General features: G+C 67.9%; 10 protein-coding genes. 2 read left to right on the top strand and 8 right to left on the bottom strand.

What is annotated here, in order from left to right:
* Positions 1 to 7 precede the first annotated feature (7 nt).
* Positions 8 to 2,020 carry an acetoacetate--CoA ligase gene (locus tag PMI15_RS20050; protein ID WP_007873705.1) on the top strand — a complete coding sequence of 671 codons (2,013 nt, stop codon included), beginning with the start codon at positions 8 to 10 and terminating at the stop codon, positions 2,018 to 2,020.
* A gap of 12 nt (positions 2,021 to 2,032) precedes the next feature.
* Here PMI15_RS20050 and PMI15_RS20055 read toward each other — a convergent pair whose 3' ends face one another.
* The 8 genes from PMI15_RS20055 to PMI15_RS20090 form a co-directional block, all read right to left on the bottom strand.
* Positions 2,033 to 2,992 carry an alpha/beta hydrolase gene (locus PMI15_RS20055; RefSeq protein ID WP_007873706.1) on the bottom strand — a complete coding sequence of 320 codons (960 nt, stop codon included), beginning with the start codon at positions 2,990 to 2,992 and terminating at the stop codon, positions 2,033 to 2,035.
* A gap of 82 nt (positions 2,993 to 3,074) precedes the next feature.
* Positions 3,075 to 4,187, bottom strand: coding sequence for an ABC transporter substrate-binding protein (locus PMI15_RS20060; RefSeq protein ID WP_007873707.1), 1,113 nt, complete (start codon positions 4,185 to 4,187; stop codon positions 3,075 to 3,077).
* A complete protein-coding gene (locus PMI15_RS20065) occupies positions 4,184 to 6,631 on the bottom strand; it encodes an RND family transporter (protein ID WP_007873708.1) in 2,448 nt (815 codons plus the stop codon). The genes PMI15_RS20060 and PMI15_RS20065 overlap by 4 nt, the downstream gene beginning before the upstream one ends.
* 23 nt (positions 6,632 to 6,654) lie before the next feature.
* Positions 6,655 to 7,713: a YCF48-related protein gene (locus PMI15_RS20070; RefSeq protein WP_007873709.1), complete on the bottom strand. Its 1,059-nt coding sequence runs from the start codon at positions 7,711 to 7,713 to the stop codon at positions 6,655 to 6,657.
* Positions 7,713 to 9,071: a DUF1329 domain-containing protein gene (locus PMI15_RS20075; RefSeq protein ID WP_007873711.1), complete on the bottom strand. Its 1,359-nt coding sequence runs from the start codon at positions 9,069 to 9,071 to the stop codon at positions 7,713 to 7,715. Before PMI15_RS20075 ends, PMI15_RS20070 begins: the two co-directional genes overlap by 1 nt.
* A gap of 38 nt (positions 9,072 to 9,109) precedes the next feature.
* The gene (locus tag PMI15_RS20080; protein WP_007873716.1) at positions 9,110 to 10,789 is read right to left on the bottom strand and encodes a DUF1302 domain-containing protein; all 1,680 of its coding nucleotides are present in this window, start codon (positions 10,787 to 10,789) and stop codon (positions 9,110 to 9,112) included.
* A 79-nt stretch (positions 10,790 to 10,868) separates the two neighbouring features.
* Positions 10,869 to 11,636: a coniferyl-alcohol dehydrogenase gene (locus tag PMI15_RS20085; protein WP_007873718.1), complete on the bottom strand. Its 768-nt coding sequence runs from the start codon at positions 11,634 to 11,636 to the stop codon at positions 10,869 to 10,871.
* Between the two features lie 70 nt (positions 11,637 to 11,706).
* Positions 11,707 to 13,161, bottom strand: coding sequence for a benzaldehyde dehydrogenase (locus tag PMI15_RS20090; RefSeq protein ID WP_007873720.1), 1,455 nt, complete (start codon positions 13,159 to 13,161; stop codon positions 11,707 to 11,709).
* 258 nt (positions 13,162 to 13,419) lie between these two features.
* Between PMI15_RS20090 and PMI15_RS20095 the strand changes: the two genes are divergently transcribed.
* Positions 13,420 to 15,222 carry a sigma-54-dependent Fis family transcriptional regulator gene (locus PMI15_RS20095; RefSeq protein WP_007873722.1) on the top strand — a complete coding sequence of 601 codons (1,803 nt, stop codon included), beginning with the start codon at positions 13,420 to 13,422 and terminating at the stop codon, positions 15,220 to 15,222.
* Positions 15,223 to 15,224: the final 2 nt, after the last annotated feature.

A 15,224-nucleotide genomic window follows, 5' to 3' on the forward strand; every position in this document is an offset into this window, starting at 1 on the left:
TGCACCCATGTTCCAGATACGCCACTACCAGAACTGGCTGCGGGCCACACGCGGCCTGTCATTCGACAACTACGATGCCTTGTGGCGCTGGTCGGTCAGCGACCTCGACGCCTTCTGGCAAAGCATCTGGGACTACTTCGAGGTCCAGTCGCCCACGCCGCATACGGCCGTGCTGGGCCGGCGCGCCATGCCGGGCGCTGAATGGTTTCCCGGCGCGCAGGGCAACTACGCGCGGCAGGTGTTCCGCCATGTGGCCGCGGCCGAGGCGGCCGGTGTGCCCGCCATCCTGAGCCAGGGCGAAGCCAGCCTGGCCAGGGGCGAGGCGGCGCGTCAACTGGGCTGGGCCGAGATGCGCCGGCAGTCGGCTTCGCTGGCCTTGCACCTCAAGGCGCAGGGCGTCCAGCCCGGCGACCGCGTGGCCGCCTACCTGCCCAACACGCCCGAGACCATGGTCGCCTTTCTCGCGACGGTCAGCCTGGGCGCCGTCTGGAGCGTCTGCGCGCCCGACATGGGCACGCCCGCCGTGCTGGACCGCTTTCGCCAGATCGCGCCCAAGGTGCTGATCGCCTGCAACGGCGTGCACTATGGCGGGCGCGACATGGCGCGCGATGAGGCGGTGGCTGAACTCGTCGCGGCGCTGCCCAGCGTCACGCACGTGCTTGTCCACGAGATCCTCCCGTCTTCGGGCTTGCCGGCTGGCCGCGCGAGCTTCGCGCAGGCCGTCGCGCGCAACGATGCGCAGGTTGCGGCCTTTGAGCCGCTCTGGCTGCCCTTTGAGCATCCGCTGTGGATCGTCTACTCCAGCGGCACCACCGGCCTGCCCAAGCCCATCGTCCACGGCCACGGCGGCGTGGCGCTCGTGGGCTTGGCGCTGCTGCGCCTGCACAACGACCTGGCGCCCAGCCATGCCGACCCGGCCCATCCCGAACGCTTTCACTGGTACAGCTCTACGGGCTGGATCATGTGGAACGTGCAGGCCGCCAGCCTGCTCAACGGCACGACCTGCTGCATTTACGACGGCAACCCGGCCGGCACCCACAAGGACCAGCCCGACTGGACCACGCTGTGGCGTTTTGTCGCCAACACCGGCGCGACTTTCTTTGGCGCGGGTGCAGCCTTTTTTGCCAATTGCATGAAGGCGGGCATAGACATCGCGCAATGCGGGGACCTGAGCCGGCTGCGCACACTGGGCACGACAGGTTCACCGCTGAGCGAAGACACGCAGCGCTGGGGCACAGCGCAATTCGCGAAGATTGGAAACCCCAACATCTGGTGGTGCAATATCTCCGGGGGCACGGACTTCGCGGGCGCATTTATCGGCGGCAATCGCGAACTGCCCGTGGTTCCCGGCGAAATGCAATGCCGCATCCTGGGCTGTGCCGTCGAGGCCTGGAACGACAAGGGCGAGTCCGTGGTCGATGAAGTCGGAGAACTGGTCTGCACCCAGCCCCTGCCTTCCATGCCGCTGTATTTCGTCGGCGACAAGGACAAGCAGCGCTACCTGGCGAGCTACTTCGACACCTACCCCGGCGTCTGGCGCCACGGCGACTGGCTCAAGGTCACGCGCTCGGGCGGCTGCATCATCTATGGCCGCAGCGACGCCACCATCAACCGCCACGGCCTGCGCATGGGCACCAGCGAGCTCTACAGCGCCATCGAGGCCTTGCCCGAGGTGCTGGACTCCATGGTGGTCGACCTCGAATACCTGGGCCGCGAAAGTTATATGCCGCTCTTCGTGGTGCTGCGCCCGGGCTATGAGCTCGACGAGGCGATGAAGGCGCGCCTGAACCAGGCCGTCAAGACCGCGCTGTCACCGCGTTTTGTGCCCAACGAAATTTTTGCCGTGCCCGAGATTCCGCGCACGCTCTCCGGCAAAAAACAGGAGCTGCCGATCAAAAAGCTGCTGCTGGGCCAGCCGCTCGAGAAGGTCGTGAACCGCGACGCCATGGCCAACCCGGCTTGCCTGGACTGGTATGTGGACTTTGCGCGCCGGCGCGCCGGGACTGCTCCTCAGGCTTGAGCCAAGGAAGCATCACACCCGCGAGCGTAACCACTGCGCCAGGTCCACCATGACCCGCAAGCCCACAGGCGACACCGCCGTGAAATGGATGCAGGCATGAATCGCCTCGGGGTAGTGCCGGTGTGCCACCTCCACGCCCGCTGCGGCCACGCGTCGCGCGAGGGCGTGGCCTTCGTCGCGCAGCGGGTCGTGGCCCATGGTCGCCACCCAGGTGGCGGGAAGCCTGGCCAGGCCGCCTGAATCGAGCAAGGCAAAGTCGGGGTGCTTTTGCGCACCGGCCTGCTCGCCGAGATAGCTGGCCATAAACCACTGCATCACGCCCATGCTGAGAAATTTGCCTTCGTTCTCTTCGTAGGACGCGCTGGGCTGGTCGGGGTGTTGTGCCACCGGGTAGATCAGGCCCAGGGCGCGCACGGCCCTGGCGTCCACGCGGCGCGCCGCCACCAGCGCCAGCTGCGCACCGGCGCTGTCGCCGGCCACCGCGATGCGGCCGGCGTCGCCGCCCAGCGCGGTGGCGTTCGCGAGCACCCAGCGCAGGGCGGCCTCGGTGTCGTCCGGCGCGGCGGGAAAGGGATGCTCGGGCGCCAGCCGGTAATCCACCGCCACCACCAACATGCCGGCGTGGTAGCACAACGTGCGGCAGACCTTGTCATGGGTCTCCAGGTCGCCGATCACAAAACCGCCGCCATGCGCATACAGCAGCACGGGCCAGGGGCCGGCGGTGTCGGGGCTGTACACGCGCAGGCCCAGCGGGCCGCCCGGCCCGGGGATGCTGCTGTCGTTCACCTTGCCGATGGCCGGGGCCGGCAGGCCCAGCGTGTCGGCCAGCTCGCGATACACCTGGCGCGCGATGGCGGGAGGCAGGCTTTCCAGCGGCGGGTTGCCCTGCGCGGCGGCCTGGGCCAGGAAGCCGGCCAGGGCAGGATCCAGGGGAGCCGTCTCGAGCACGGCGGGGATGGCAGAGGGGGTCATTGCAGTCCTTAGCAGTTCACAGTTGCAGTACAAGGGCTAGCGCGGAACCGGCTTTTGCCGGGCCGCAGGCGCTTCAGGGGTGTCATCTCATTAATTTGCCGTCGCGCGCCCGCATGCCGATCTCGACGTGGTCCGACGCGTGGTGCCGCTCTTTTCCAAACAGGAGCCTGAAGCCGCCCAGGTCCAGCGCGCCCAGGCTCTCCATCGCCTCGCCCATGCGCGGGCCGTCGGCGCGCGGGCCGGCGCGGCGCAAGGCCTCGGTGCAGACACGCAGGTTCAGGTAGGACTCCAGGCCCTCGAAGGTCAAGGCCTCTGGGCCTATGAAGGCGTCGGCATCGCGCTCGAGTTCGCGCACGATGGGCAGGCGGGCCACCTCGGGGTTCGGCACCACGCTGGTGTAGCCCACCAGCCGGTTGCGAAACAGGCGCGTCAGCTGCGTGAGCCCCGCCGTCGACAAGGTGGCGACGGTGGACGGCGCGCTGTCATAGGTCGAGGCCGGAAGCCGGCCCAGCGCATCCAGCACCTCGTTGCCCAGGTTCAGCACCAGGGCTTGCGGCGCGGCTTTGGCGACGTCCTGGAAAGCCTTGTCGATCACGTCCAGGCGCGTATCGGTCGTGATGCGCGTGAGCTGCCGGCCATTGCCCTGCAGGGCCGCCGTCAGTGCCTCGGTGCGTGCCGGCTCGGAGTCATCGGCCAGCAGCACCACCCTGGAAACGCCAATCGATGCCAGCTGGCGCGCCAGTGCATCGGCCTCCCTGGCATCATCCGGCCGCAGGCTGAATACATGGCGAACGTCCGGGGCGCGAAGGGCCAGCGCGCCCGACATGGGGCCGACCAGCGGCACACGCAGCTCGCGCGTGGCCTGGGCCGCCTCCAGGCAGGCCCGCTCGCCCAGGCAGTTCACGATGAGCGCCGCCTTGTGCTGGCGCACCAGGGTTCGCAGGTTGGCGGCCACACGCCGGCTGTCGCCGCCGTCGTCCAGCGTCACCAGCTCCACGGGGCGACCGAGGATGCCGCCCGACGCATTGACGCGCTCCACATGGGCGCGGGCGCCGGCCAGCACACGGTTCGCGACCGGAAAGCCGGCACCGGTCAGCGGCAGCGACTGCCCGATGACGATGGGCTCGGGCGCGGCCCGGCTTGCCATGCAGGCGCACAGCAGCATCGCCGCGGCAAGCAGTGTGCGCCGGCTCATGCCGGCACACCCGCGCCGTCCGGCCTGGGGCTGGCGAAGGCCGGGGCCGGCCGCAGCAGAAAGTAGGCCAGCGCCGGCAGCAGCACCAGCGCCCCCACCATGTTCCACACAAACATAAAGGCCAGCAGGATGCCCATGTCGGCCTGGAACTTGATCGGCGAAAAAGCCCAGGTGCTCACGGCGAGGGCCAGCGTGATACCGGTGAGCAGCACCACGCGGCCGGTGAACTGCAGCGCATGGTGGTAGGCGTCGGACAGGCTGGCGCCTTCGCGCATGCGGGCCAGCGTGATGCTGAGCACATAAAGCGCGTAGTCCACGCCTATGCCCACGCCCAGCGCGATCACCGGCAACGTGGCGACCTTGACCCCCATGCCAAGGCCTACCATCAGCGCCTCGCACAAAATCGAAGTCAGCACCAGCGGCAGCACCGCCACCACCACCGCGCGCCAGGAGCGGAAGGTGATCCAGCACAACACCACCACCGCCGCATAGACCCACAGCAGCATCTCGCGCATGGCCTTGCCCACCACGATATTGGTGGCGGCCGCGATGCCGGCGCTGCCGGCCGCCAGCTTGAAGCTGACCTCGGGCGTGTTGTTGACGGCCGCGAAGCGCTCCACGCCCTCCACCACGCCGGCCAGCGTTTCGGCCTTGTGGTCTTTCAGGTAAACATAGAGGGCCAGGAAGGAGCAGCTCTGGTTGAAGAGCTCGCGCGGCGCGCGCGTCTGCACGCCGCCCAGCGCGCCCTCGTTGGGCAGCAACTCGAACCACTTGAAGTTGCCTTCGTTGTAGCCCACCATGGCCAGCTTGGACAGCGCGGCCATGGAGTTGGTGGACTCTACGCCGGGCAACTGCTCAAGCCGCCAGGCCAGCGCGTCGACCTTGGCCAGGGTTTCATAGGCCGTGCATTTGTCCGCGGGCGTGGTGACCATCACCGTCAGGATGTCGGCGCTGGCCGCGTAGTGGGCGATCTGGTAGGCGTTGTCCTGGTTGTAGCGCGAGCCCGGCCGCAGCTCGGAGGCGCCCGCATCCAGGTCTCCTATCTTCAGGTGCAGGCTGGCGGCATAACCGCCCGCGGCCATCAGGGCCGCAACCACCACGGCCGCCGTGGCCCAGCGCTTTTGCGTGAAATGGTCGAGCAAGGCCCACAGCCATGAGCGCCGGCCTTGCCGTCCCTGCTGCTCGGTTTCCTGGCGCAGGCTGCGCGCCGCGGCGGCCGGTGCCACGCCCGCATAGGACAGCAGTATGGGCAGCAGCACCAGGTTGCTGAAGATCAGCACCGCCACGCCTATGCTGGCGATCAGCGCCAGGTCCTGGATGACCTTGATCTGGATGATGACCAGCACCGCGAAGCCCACGGCATCGCAGAGCAGGGCGGTCAGGCCGGCCACAAAGAGGCGCCGGAAGGTGTAGCGCGCGGCCACCACGCGGTGCGTGCCGCGGCCTATGTCCTGCATGATGCCGTTCATCTTCTGCGCGCCGTGGCTCATGCCGATGGCGAACACCAGAAAGGGCACCAGCACCGAATAAGGGTCCAGCTCGTAGCCCAGCAGTGCCAGCAGGCCGAACTGCCAGACCACCGCCACCAGCGAGCAGGCCACCACCAGCGCGGTGCTGCGCTTGCAGCGGGTGTAGCCGTAGAGCACCACGGTGGTGATGGCCAGGGCCAGCAGGAAGAACAGCAACACCTGGTGCAGGCCCTCGATCAGGTCGCCCACCACCTTGGCGAAACCGGTTACGCGGATCTGCAGCGTGTCGCTGCCGTACTTGGCGCGCAAGGCTTCGACCTGGCGCGACAGTTCGCCGTAGTCCAGCGCCTGGCCGGTCTCGGGGTTGCGGTCCAGCAGCGGGACAAACACGATGCTGGACTTGAAGTCGCCCGCCACCAGCTGGCCGATCTCGCCCGAACGCTCAACGTTGGCGCGCAGCCCGGCGAGGCTCGCGGGCGAGCCGTCGTAAGCGTCGGGGATCACCGGCCCGCCGTCCAGTCCTTCCTCGGTCACAGCCACCCAGCGCGTGTTGGAGGTCCACAGCGACTTCATGAAAGGCCGGTCCACGCCGGGCAGCAAAAAGATCTCGTCATTGACCTTTTGCAGCGCGTCGAGGTAGGCCTTGTCGAAGATGGTGCCTTGTTTGGCCTCCACCACCAGCCGCAGCGCGTTGGCCTGGCCGCCCAGGTCGGCCTTGTGGGCCAGGTAATTGACGATGTAGGGATGGCCCGTGGGAATGGTTTTCTCAAAGCTCGCGTTCAGGCGCAGCCTGGTCGCCTGCCAGCCCAGCAGCAGGGTGAGCAGCACGCAGACGGCCATGACCCAGGGCCTGTGGTTGAAAAAGACGCGCTCGAGCAGCGAGCCCGAGCGCGTGTCGAAATCCTCCAGCCGCGCAACGACGGGTTGTGCGGGCTGGAGATCAGGAGAAGAGGCGGAGGAGGAATCGGCGTGCATGACTTTTGGGTGACTGTCTTTTTTCAGTGGGCGGGCAGTTCCACGCGCCGCATGCCGCGCAGGCTCGCGAGTACCAGCGCGCCATCGGCCGCCAGCGCGACGCCGGAGACCGGGACAGGCTCGCGCGCGGGGATGCGCCGCAGCGCCGGTCCGTCCGCGCCGCCCAGCAAGGCGTCGCCGGCCTGGCCCAGCAGCACAAAGCCGCCGTTCGGCAAAGCCGTGCCGGCACCAACGGCCATGGGCAGGCCGGTGTCCAGCTTGTCCCAGTGCTGCCCTTCATCGCCGGAACGCCAGGCCGTGCCGCGCAGGCCGTAGGCCACCAGGGCGCCGCCGCGTGTCTGCAGCAGGCCGAAGAAACTGCCCTTGTAGGGCGAGGCCAGCGCGCTGAAGCTCGCGCCGCCATCGGTGGAGCGCAGCAGCAGGCCCTGCTCGCCGGCAACCACCAGCGTGCGGCCGCGGGCGCGCACGCCGTAGAGGTGCAAGCTCTTGGGGTTGGGCAAGCGCGGCCCCAGCGCCGCCCAGCTCTTGCCGCCGTCATCGGTGGCAAACATCAGGTTGTAGGCGCCGACGGCAAAGCCGCGCTGCGCATCGAGAAATTCCAGGTCAAAAAAAGGTTTGTCGGCGCCCTCTTCCACCAGGCGCTCCGCTTGTGCCATGGCCTTGGCATCGCCGCTGCGCTGCGCCGCCTGCTTCACGAGCTCGGCCGCCTGCACGCCGTCAAGCTGCTTGTGCCAGCTGGCGCCGGCGTCGTCGCTGCGCAGGATGACGCCCAGGTGGCCGGCGGCCCAGCCGGTGCGCGCGTCGGCAAAACACACGGCCGCCAGGCTGGCCTGCACCGGCACCTGCGCCTGCCGCCAGCTCGCGCCGTGGTCGTCCGACAGCAGCACCGTGCCGCGCTCGCCGACGGCCACCAGCCGGTCGCCGGCCCGCGCCACGGCCAGCGTGGCCGCGCCGAGTGCCTTGGGTGTGGGCAGCGCGGCCTGCGACAGCACGGCCGGCACGCTGGCCGCCCATGCGGGCAGCATCGCCGCGCCACCCAGCAGGCCCGCCAGGGCGGCTTGCCGGCGCGTGACTCCAGCCATCAGCGCGCGCCTTCGCTGGAGAGCGACTCGGCGCTGAAGAAGGAGCGCGGAATCGGCGGCTGCACCTCGTACTGCCTGGGTAGCTCGTTGGAGGCCATGTTCAGGTAGTAGGCGCCGGTCTGCATGTCATAGCCGCCCCACAGCACGACGTTGCTCACGGCCGGGATGTCCGGCGCCGTCAGCATCAGCGCGTAGTTGGTGCGCCAGAGCTGGCCCTTGGCGTCCCAGCCGTCGAACAGCGCGATTTGCCAGGAGTCCTCGTCGATGTAGTACTTGCGCTTGGGCACCACGTGGCGCTTGCCGGCCGCCAGCGTGGCCTCGACTTCCCAGACGCGGTGCAGCTCCCAGCGCACCTGCGTGGGGTTCAGCGTGTTGGGCGTCACCAGGTCTTCGATCTTCGCGGAGGCGGCGCGGTTGTTGTTGTAGGGGATGTAGATCTCCTTCTTGCCCACCAGCTTGAGCTCGTGTTTGTCGATGGGGCCGAACAGCGTGAAGGCCTCGTCGAACAGGCCTATGCCGGAGGTCACCGAGTCGGGCGTGTCGTAGGCCACGGAAGGCGCCTTGCGCACGCGGCGCTGGCCCACCAGGTATTGCCACAGGCCGCGCGGCGCGGCTTCCGAGACGCCGTCGAGTGCCAGGATGGCCTCGCCCGCCTTGGAGCCCGGCGCGTTGACCACCAGCTTGCCGTACTGGTAGTAGCCGTCGAATTTCTCGGCGCTGCCGTCCTTGTCGTAAAAGGCCTGGCGTATGGTCTGCGTGCCGCCGGAGGCCATGGTGCGCTTGCCGTCGGAAGTCACCACCCACACGCGCATGGGCATGGAGAAGTTGCCGCCGCGCCAGGCCGTGCGCTGGTTCCACATGGCTTCATAGCCGTCCTTGGGGATGGGAAACGGTATGCCGCCGAAAGCGCCTTCCATGCCGTAGCCGCCCTCTATGGTCTTGGCCCGGGTGGCGTTTTTAAAAGTGTTGTCGTACACCGACTGCGGCGCCGCCGCGGTGCGGTGCGTGGGATAGACGTCGATGCGGAAGTCGGGGTATTTCTTCATCAGCGCCTGCACGCCGTCGGTCAGCTTGTCGGCGTGCTGCGCCATGTTCTTGGCATTGATCGACAGGAGGGGTTTTTCGCCGGGGTAGAGGTCGGGCCGCGCATCGCCGTTTTTGTAGCCCGGCGTGGCCTTGGTGAGGCCCCCTTCCCAGGGCGGGATGCTGCCGTCCTTGTTGCCGGCTTTTTCGGCGCCCATGGGCGTCAAGGTGGATTTCAGCCTGGCGGCCTCTTCGGCGGTGACGCCGGCCTGGGCGGAGATCGCGCCGGCCAGCAGGGCTGCCATGAGCAAGGAATGTGTTGCGGTCTGCTTCATGATGGTTGTCTCGGTGGTGTTATCGAAAAGTCGGAAACTCAGAACGTGCGGGAAGCGGTGAAGGAAACGTAGTTGCGGTCTTTCAGGCTTTGGCCATAGGACAGCATGCGGGTGGGCGTGCTCGGGTCGGTGACGGTCAAGGTGTTTTCCTTGCCGAAGAAGGCCGTGTAGTTCAGCGCGAAATTCCAGGCGTTCTGGTACTTGCCCTTGATGCCTATGCTCACGTCGCCCGCCTTGCTGGCGCCGCCGGCGAAGTTGATGACGGCCGAGGAGCGGCCGCCGAAGTTGTAGCCCAGGCTCAGCGGGATGGACAGGTCCAGGCCGGGCAGCACCTGGAAGTACTGCGGTTCAAAAATCATGCGAAACGCCGCCGCGTCGCGCGTGGCATTCGGGTCCAGCCCGCCGAAGCCGACGGCGCTCGGGTTCTTCGTCACGCTCAGCAGCCGGTTCCAGGCGAGTTCCGCCACCAGGGCGCCGCCGTCCCACAGGCTGGACTTGTTGAGCACATAAATACCCGAGAGGTTGATGTGCGCCGTCCTGCCGGTGGCATAGCAGGGGTTGGCGGCCGAGCCGTCGCAGTTGGCCGGCGGCATGAAGGGCGCGCCGCCCAGCACGGCCGGGTCGCTGGCCAGCGGCGCATTGCTGCGCAGCGAGCCTTCGAGCGCCCAGTTGAGCTGGCCGATCGACGAGGTGACGCTGGCGCCCACGGTCTTGATGCCCTTGGCATAGACGTTGTGCACATTGCCGTTGATCAGGTCGAACACCGGGACGGCCGGGGTCTTGTCGTTGTAGCGCGCCGCGTACAGGCCGAACTCATAGTTGCTGCCGGCCGGGGCCCAGCGCAGCTGCGCGCCGAACTGGCCGCTGTCGCCCGGCTTCTGGTCGCGGCTGGTGTCGGTGGGCAGCACCGGCCCGCCCAGGTAGACGCGGCCGCCGCCTATGTAGTCCTGGTTGGAGAAATAGCTGCCGACCCCGGGGATCTTGCTGGGCCGCCACTTGAGCTGGTAGTAGCCGCCAAGCGTCAGGCCTTCGGCCACCTGCAGCGTGCCCGAGATCTGCTCCACCGGCAGCAGCACTTCCTTGAACTGCCAGTTCGGCACCGAGACGATTTTGGCGATGTCCACCGGGCCTTGCGCGTTGGCGATGCCGTTCTGGCCGAAGAACACGCTCTCGCCGTACTGCAGCGCGTGTTTGCCCACGCGTATCGAGGCCGGCATGCTGCCTATCGATCCCTTGCCCCAGACAAAGGCATCGAGGAATTCGTCGCCGCGGCCATGCTGGTCCCGGGTCGCGGGCACGAACTGGTTGGCGGGCTGGCCGGCGAAGTTGCTGACGCCGGCCGTGCCGTCGTTGGCATTGGCGCGCAGGTACTGCGAGTCGTACCAGGCCGAGTGGCTGATGCGCAGGCCCCAGTTGCTGCGGCTGTAGTCGAACTCGGTCAGCAGGTCGGCGCGGTTGGAGATCAGGCCCTTCTTGAAGTTGAGGTCGCCGTCGTTCTCGTTGGTCACGCCGCCGTCGCCGCGGGCGGCGGGCGAGGTCAGCAGCGCCGACGGATCCTTGAGCCGCCAGGCCAGGCTGTATTTGGGCGTGAAGTCCAGCCGGATCTTGGTGTCCGGGTCGGCGGATTCCAGCTCAAAGGCATGGGCCGGCAGCACGCAGGCCAGGCTGCAGCTCAGCGCCAGCGTGCTGAGCCGGAAGGGGGTGAATAACTTGGTCATGGTTTTGTCTCCTCGTGGGGTGTCGTTGTGGTCGTTGCTGCGGATGCCCTCGCACCCGCCGTGTGCGTGTCGGATGTCGTCAGATATAGGTCGAGGCCAGGCCGCCGTCGACGGGAATGTTGGCGCCGCTGACCCAGCGCGCGGCGTCGCCGCACAGCCAGGCCACCACGGGGGCGATCTCGTCGGCAAAGCCGGGGCGCAGCATGCGGTGGGCATCGGCCTGCACGCGCTCCTGGCCCAGCATGGCCACGAAGTCACCCAGGATGGGCGTGAATACCGGGCCGGGTGCCACGCAGTTCATGCGCACACCCTTGCCCAGGAACCACTCCTGCGACTGCACGGCGTTCCAGACGATCAACGCTTCCTTGAAGTACTGGTAGCAGGTCGCCTGCGGCACCGGGTGGGCGCGCAACCATGCGGCGCCGGCCTCAAAGCCCTTGGCTGCCGCGAGTTCCTTGTGCAGGGCCAGGCGTTGCGGCCATTCGGCGCCCAGGATGGAGGCCACGTTGACGATGCTGCCGCCGCGCGGCATGCGCGCCAGCACTTTTTCGGTCAAATGCCTCAGGCCCAGGTAGTTCACGCGGGCCACCAGCTCGCCCTCGGCCGTGCCCGGCACGCCGGCGATGTTGCACAGCGCATCGACCTGGGCCGGCAGCTGGGCCACGGCCGCGTCTATGGCCTCGGCGGTGCCGAGGTCGGCCTTGATGAAGCCGTCCAGCGTGAGGCTGGGGTCGTTGCGGTCCATGCCTATGACCCGGGCGCCCTGGAAGCGCGCCAGCCTGGCGGTTTCGGCGCCTATGCCCGACGAAGTGCCGGTGATGACGATGGTTTTGCCTTGCAGGCTCATAAGGCCTCCGGGGTGTGGGGATTCATGAAGCGCTCCTTGAAGTGGTGAAGTCGTGGGCTGAAGGCCCGATTCAGAACGGGAACATGGGCGCGGTGTCCTTGATGGTCATCCACTGCCACTGCGTGTATTCCTCCCAGTCGGCCGGGCCGCCCACGCTGGTGCCGTTGCCCGCGATGCCGGGGCCGCCGAAGGGGTTGACGCAGTCGTCGTTGACGGTCTGGTCGTTGATGTGGACCATGCCGGCCTTGAGCTGCTGGCCCACCGCCATGGCGCGGCCCACGGAGCGCGAAATGACGGCGCAGGCCAGGCTGCCGGTGTTGTTGTTGGCCAGCGCCACCGCCTCCTCGTCGCTGCCGAAGGTGATGATGTTGGCCACCGGGCCGAAGGTTTCCTCGTCGAACACGCGCATGCCGGGCTTCACGCCCGACAGCACCGTCGGCTTGTAGAACAGGCCGTCATGGGTGCCGCCGGCTTCGAGCTTCGCACCGGCCTTGATGCTGTCCTGCACGATGGCATGCACGCGGTCGCGCTGGCGCGCGTCGATCAGCGGCCCGAGCGCGACCTGGCCGGTGGCGCCGTCGCCGACCGGCAGGTGCGTGGCCTTGGCGACCAGGCGCTGCAGCAAGGGCGCGGCGATGCTGTGGTGCACCAGGATGCGGTTGGCGGCCATGCAGATCTGGCCCTGGTGCAGGTAGGCGGCCCAGGCCGCGTTGCTCGCGGCGATGTCCAGGTCGGCGTCGTCCAGGATGATCAGCGAGTTCGCGCCGCCCAGCTCCAGCGACACCTTTTTCAGGTGCTTGCCCGCGAGTTCGCCGATACGCCTGCCCACGGCGGGTGAGCCGGTGAAGGCGATCATGGGCACCAGCGGGTCGGTCACCAAAGCCTCGCCGGCCTCGGCGTCGCCGGGCAACACATGCAGCAAATCCTTGGGCAGGCCCGCCTCCGCAAAAATGCGCGCGATCATCAGGCCGCCGGTCACCGGCGTGCGGGTGTCGGGCTTGATCACCACGGCATTGCCCGCGGCCAGCGCCGGCGCCACGGCGCGCAGCGTCAGGATCAGCGGAAAGTTGAAGGGCGAGATCACGCCCACCACGCCGTGCGGCATGCGGCGGGCAATGCTGGTGCGCCCCGGCACGCTGGGCAGCACATGGCCCTGGGGCTGCAGCGGCATGGCCGCGGCCAGGTGGCAGATCGTGATGGCCTCGCGGATTTCGTGCTGGCCCTTGGGCAGGATGCCGCCGGTTTCGCGGGTGGCATACAGCGCGAGCTCGTCGAAGTGCTGCTGGAACAGCGCGCCGGCGCGGCGAAAGACCTCGGCCTTCTCGCGCGGGGGCAGGGCGGCCCAGGGCTTTTGCGCGCCGGCCGCCGCCCGCGTGGCCGCTGCCACATCCGCCGCGTTGGCGATGCCCACGGTGCACATCACTTTTCCGGTTGCGGGCTCGACCACCTCACGCTTGCCGCCGCCCAGCGGCGCGCTCGCCAGCGCGGAAAAATCCAGAAATGCCTTCGCGTCGGATACACCCATTTGCTTTTGTCCTCACGGTTGTTTGATCAGCTCGCCACATCGGCGCGTCGTGCTGCTGTATCGCAATGCATGTACCAGCGCGGCGCGCCAGGCCCCGCCCGGGGCGCTGCGCCGGGCGTTTTTTCGCTGGGAAAACCGGGACATACCCTAGGTCCGATTGCTGCGGCGCAGCACATGGAAAGCACTGAGGGTTTTTTGATCAAATAGTTATAAAGTAAAACTACTTTTTCACCATTTGATCAATCAAGGACCAACGCCATGGGTGTCTCCGACCGCATTTCCCTGGCCGAGGTGGCCCGGGCCACCGGCGTCGCGCTGGGCAGCTTCGACAGCGCGTCGGTGGCCAAGGCCATGGGCGGTTTTGCCAGCACCCACATAGGCGGCGACACGCACCCGACGATCGCGGACATCAGCGAATGCCTGTTCTTCTCGCCGGGCGATGGGCGCATCTGGCTGCAGGACCAGCGCATGGTGTTGCTGCACACCGAGGCGCTGGGCGCCATGCGCCGCGAGATGGTCGACAGCATGGGCATTGAAAAGGCGCGCGGCCTGTTCACCCGCGCCGGTTATGTCAGCGGCGCCCGCGATGCCCAGCTGGTGCGCAAGCACTGGCCCGACGCCGATCCGCCGGCGGCGGCCATGGCCGGCACGCGCCTGCATGCGCTCGAAGGCGTGGTCAAGGTGGAGCTGGTCAGCGTGACCTACGACCCCGACACCAGCGGCTACGAGGGCGAATTCATCTGGCACAACTCCAGCGAGGACGACGAACACATCGCCGCCTACGGCATAGGCGGCTCGCCGGCCTGCTGGATGCAGGTGGGTTACGCCACTGGCTACGTCAGCACGCTGTTCGGCCGCCTGATCGTGTTCCGCGAAACCATGTGCCGCTCCATGGGCCAGGCGCAGTGCCGGGTGGTCGGCAAGTCCGCCGACAAGTGGGACAACATCGAGGAGGACATGCGCTACCTGAACGCCAGGGAGTTTGTCGACACCGCGGCCTATGCGCGCAGCGAAGCGGGCCCGGCCGACCTGGCGCCCAGCGAGGCGGCGGCCGGCGACGCGATGGTGGGGGCCTCATCGGCCTTCAACGCGGCCTGCCACCAGTTAAGCCGCGTGGCGCGCACCTCGGCCACCGTGCTGTTCACGGGCGAGTCCGGCGTGGGCAAGGAAAAATTCGCCAGCATGCTGCACAGGATCAGCCCGCGCAAGGACCAGCCTTTCATCGCCGTGAACTGCGCGGCCATTCCGGAAACCTTGATCGAGTCCGAGCTCTTCGGCGTGGAGCGCGGCGCCTATACCGGGGCCAGCCATTCGCGGCCGGGCCGCTTTGAGCGCGCCAGCGGCGGCACCCTGTTCCTCGACGAAATCGGCATGCTGAGCTTTGTGGCTCAGGGCAAGCTGCTGCGCGCCTTGCAGGAGGGCGAGGTCGAGCGCGTGGGCGGCACGCGCGGCATCGCGGTGGATGTGCGTGTGGTGGCCGCCACCAATGAGGACCTGCGCCTGGCCGTGCGCGAGGGCCGCTTTCGCGAGGACCTGTTCTTCCGGCTCAATGTGTTTCCCATCCACCTGCCGCCACTGCGCGAGCGGCGCGACGACATTCCGCTGCTGATGAACCATTTCCTCAACCACTACCGGCGCAAGCACGGTTGCAACACCGGCGGCTTCACGCAGGCCTCGGTGCGCACCCTGCTGAACTACGACTTTCCCGGCAACATCCGCGAACTGCAAAACCTGATTGAGCGCGCCGTGATCATGGCCGATGCCGACGGCCTGATCGACGTGCACCATTTGTTCACCGGCGGTGAAACCCTGAGTGCCGAGGTTATGACCTTGCGCATGCAGGGCAGCTCGGGCACGCTGAACTTCGAGGGCGTGCCGGCCTGCGCAAACCCCGTGCTGGCGGGCGCCACCGCCTCGCCGCAATCCCTGGAGCAAACCGAGCGCGACACGCTGGAGCGCGCCATCTCCGCCTGCCAGGGCAACCTCTCGGCGGCGGCGCGGCGGCTGGGCACCACACGCGCCAAGCTGGCCTACCGGGCCAGAAAGCACAGCCTGATCTGAGA

Origin of the sequence: Polaromonas sp. CF318, assembly GCF_000282655.1 — a bacterium.
Lineage (GTDB): Bacteria > Pseudomonadota > Gammaproteobacteria > Burkholderiales > Burkholderiaceae_C > Polaromonas.

Bases quoted from the DNA above. Each gene is read 5' to 3' on its own strand.
- PMI15_RS20050 (WP_007873705.1), top strand. From the start codon at position 8: ATGTTCCAGATACGCCACTACCAGAACTGGCTGCGGGCCACACGCGGC.
- PMI15_RS20055 (WP_007873706.1), bottom strand. From the start codon at position 2,992: ATGACCCCCTCTGCCATCCCCGCCGTGCTCGAGACGGCTCCCCTGGAT.
- PMI15_RS20060 (WP_007873707.1), bottom strand. From the start codon at position 4,187: ATGAGCCGGCGCACACTGCTTGCCGCGGCGATGCTGCTGTGCGCCTGC.
- PMI15_RS20065 (WP_007873708.1), bottom strand. From the start codon at position 6,631: ATGCACGCCGATTCCTCCTCCGCCTCTTCTCCTGATCTCCAGCCCGCA.
- PMI15_RS20070 (WP_007873709.1), bottom strand. From the start codon at position 7,713: ATGGCTGGAGTCACGCGCCGGCAAGCCGCCCTGGCGGGCCTGCTGGGT.
- PMI15_RS20075 (WP_007873711.1), bottom strand. From the start codon at position 9,071: ATGAAGCAGACCGCAACACATTCCTTGCTCATGGCAGCCCTGCTGGCC.
- PMI15_RS20080 (WP_007873716.1), bottom strand. From the start codon at position 10,789: ATGACCAAGTTATTCACCCCCTTCCGGCTCAGCACGCTGGCGCTGAGC.
- PMI15_RS20085 (WP_007873718.1), bottom strand. From the start codon at position 11,636: ATGAGCCTGCAAGGCAAAACCATCGTCATCACCGGCACTTCGTCGGGC.
- PMI15_RS20090 (WP_007873720.1), bottom strand. From the start codon at position 13,161: ATGGGTGTATCCGACGCGAAGGCATTTCTGGATTTTTCCGCGCTGGCG.
- PMI15_RS20095 (WP_007873722.1), top strand. From the start codon at position 13,420: ATGGGTGTCTCCGACCGCATTTCCCTGGCCGAGGTGGCCCGGGCCACC.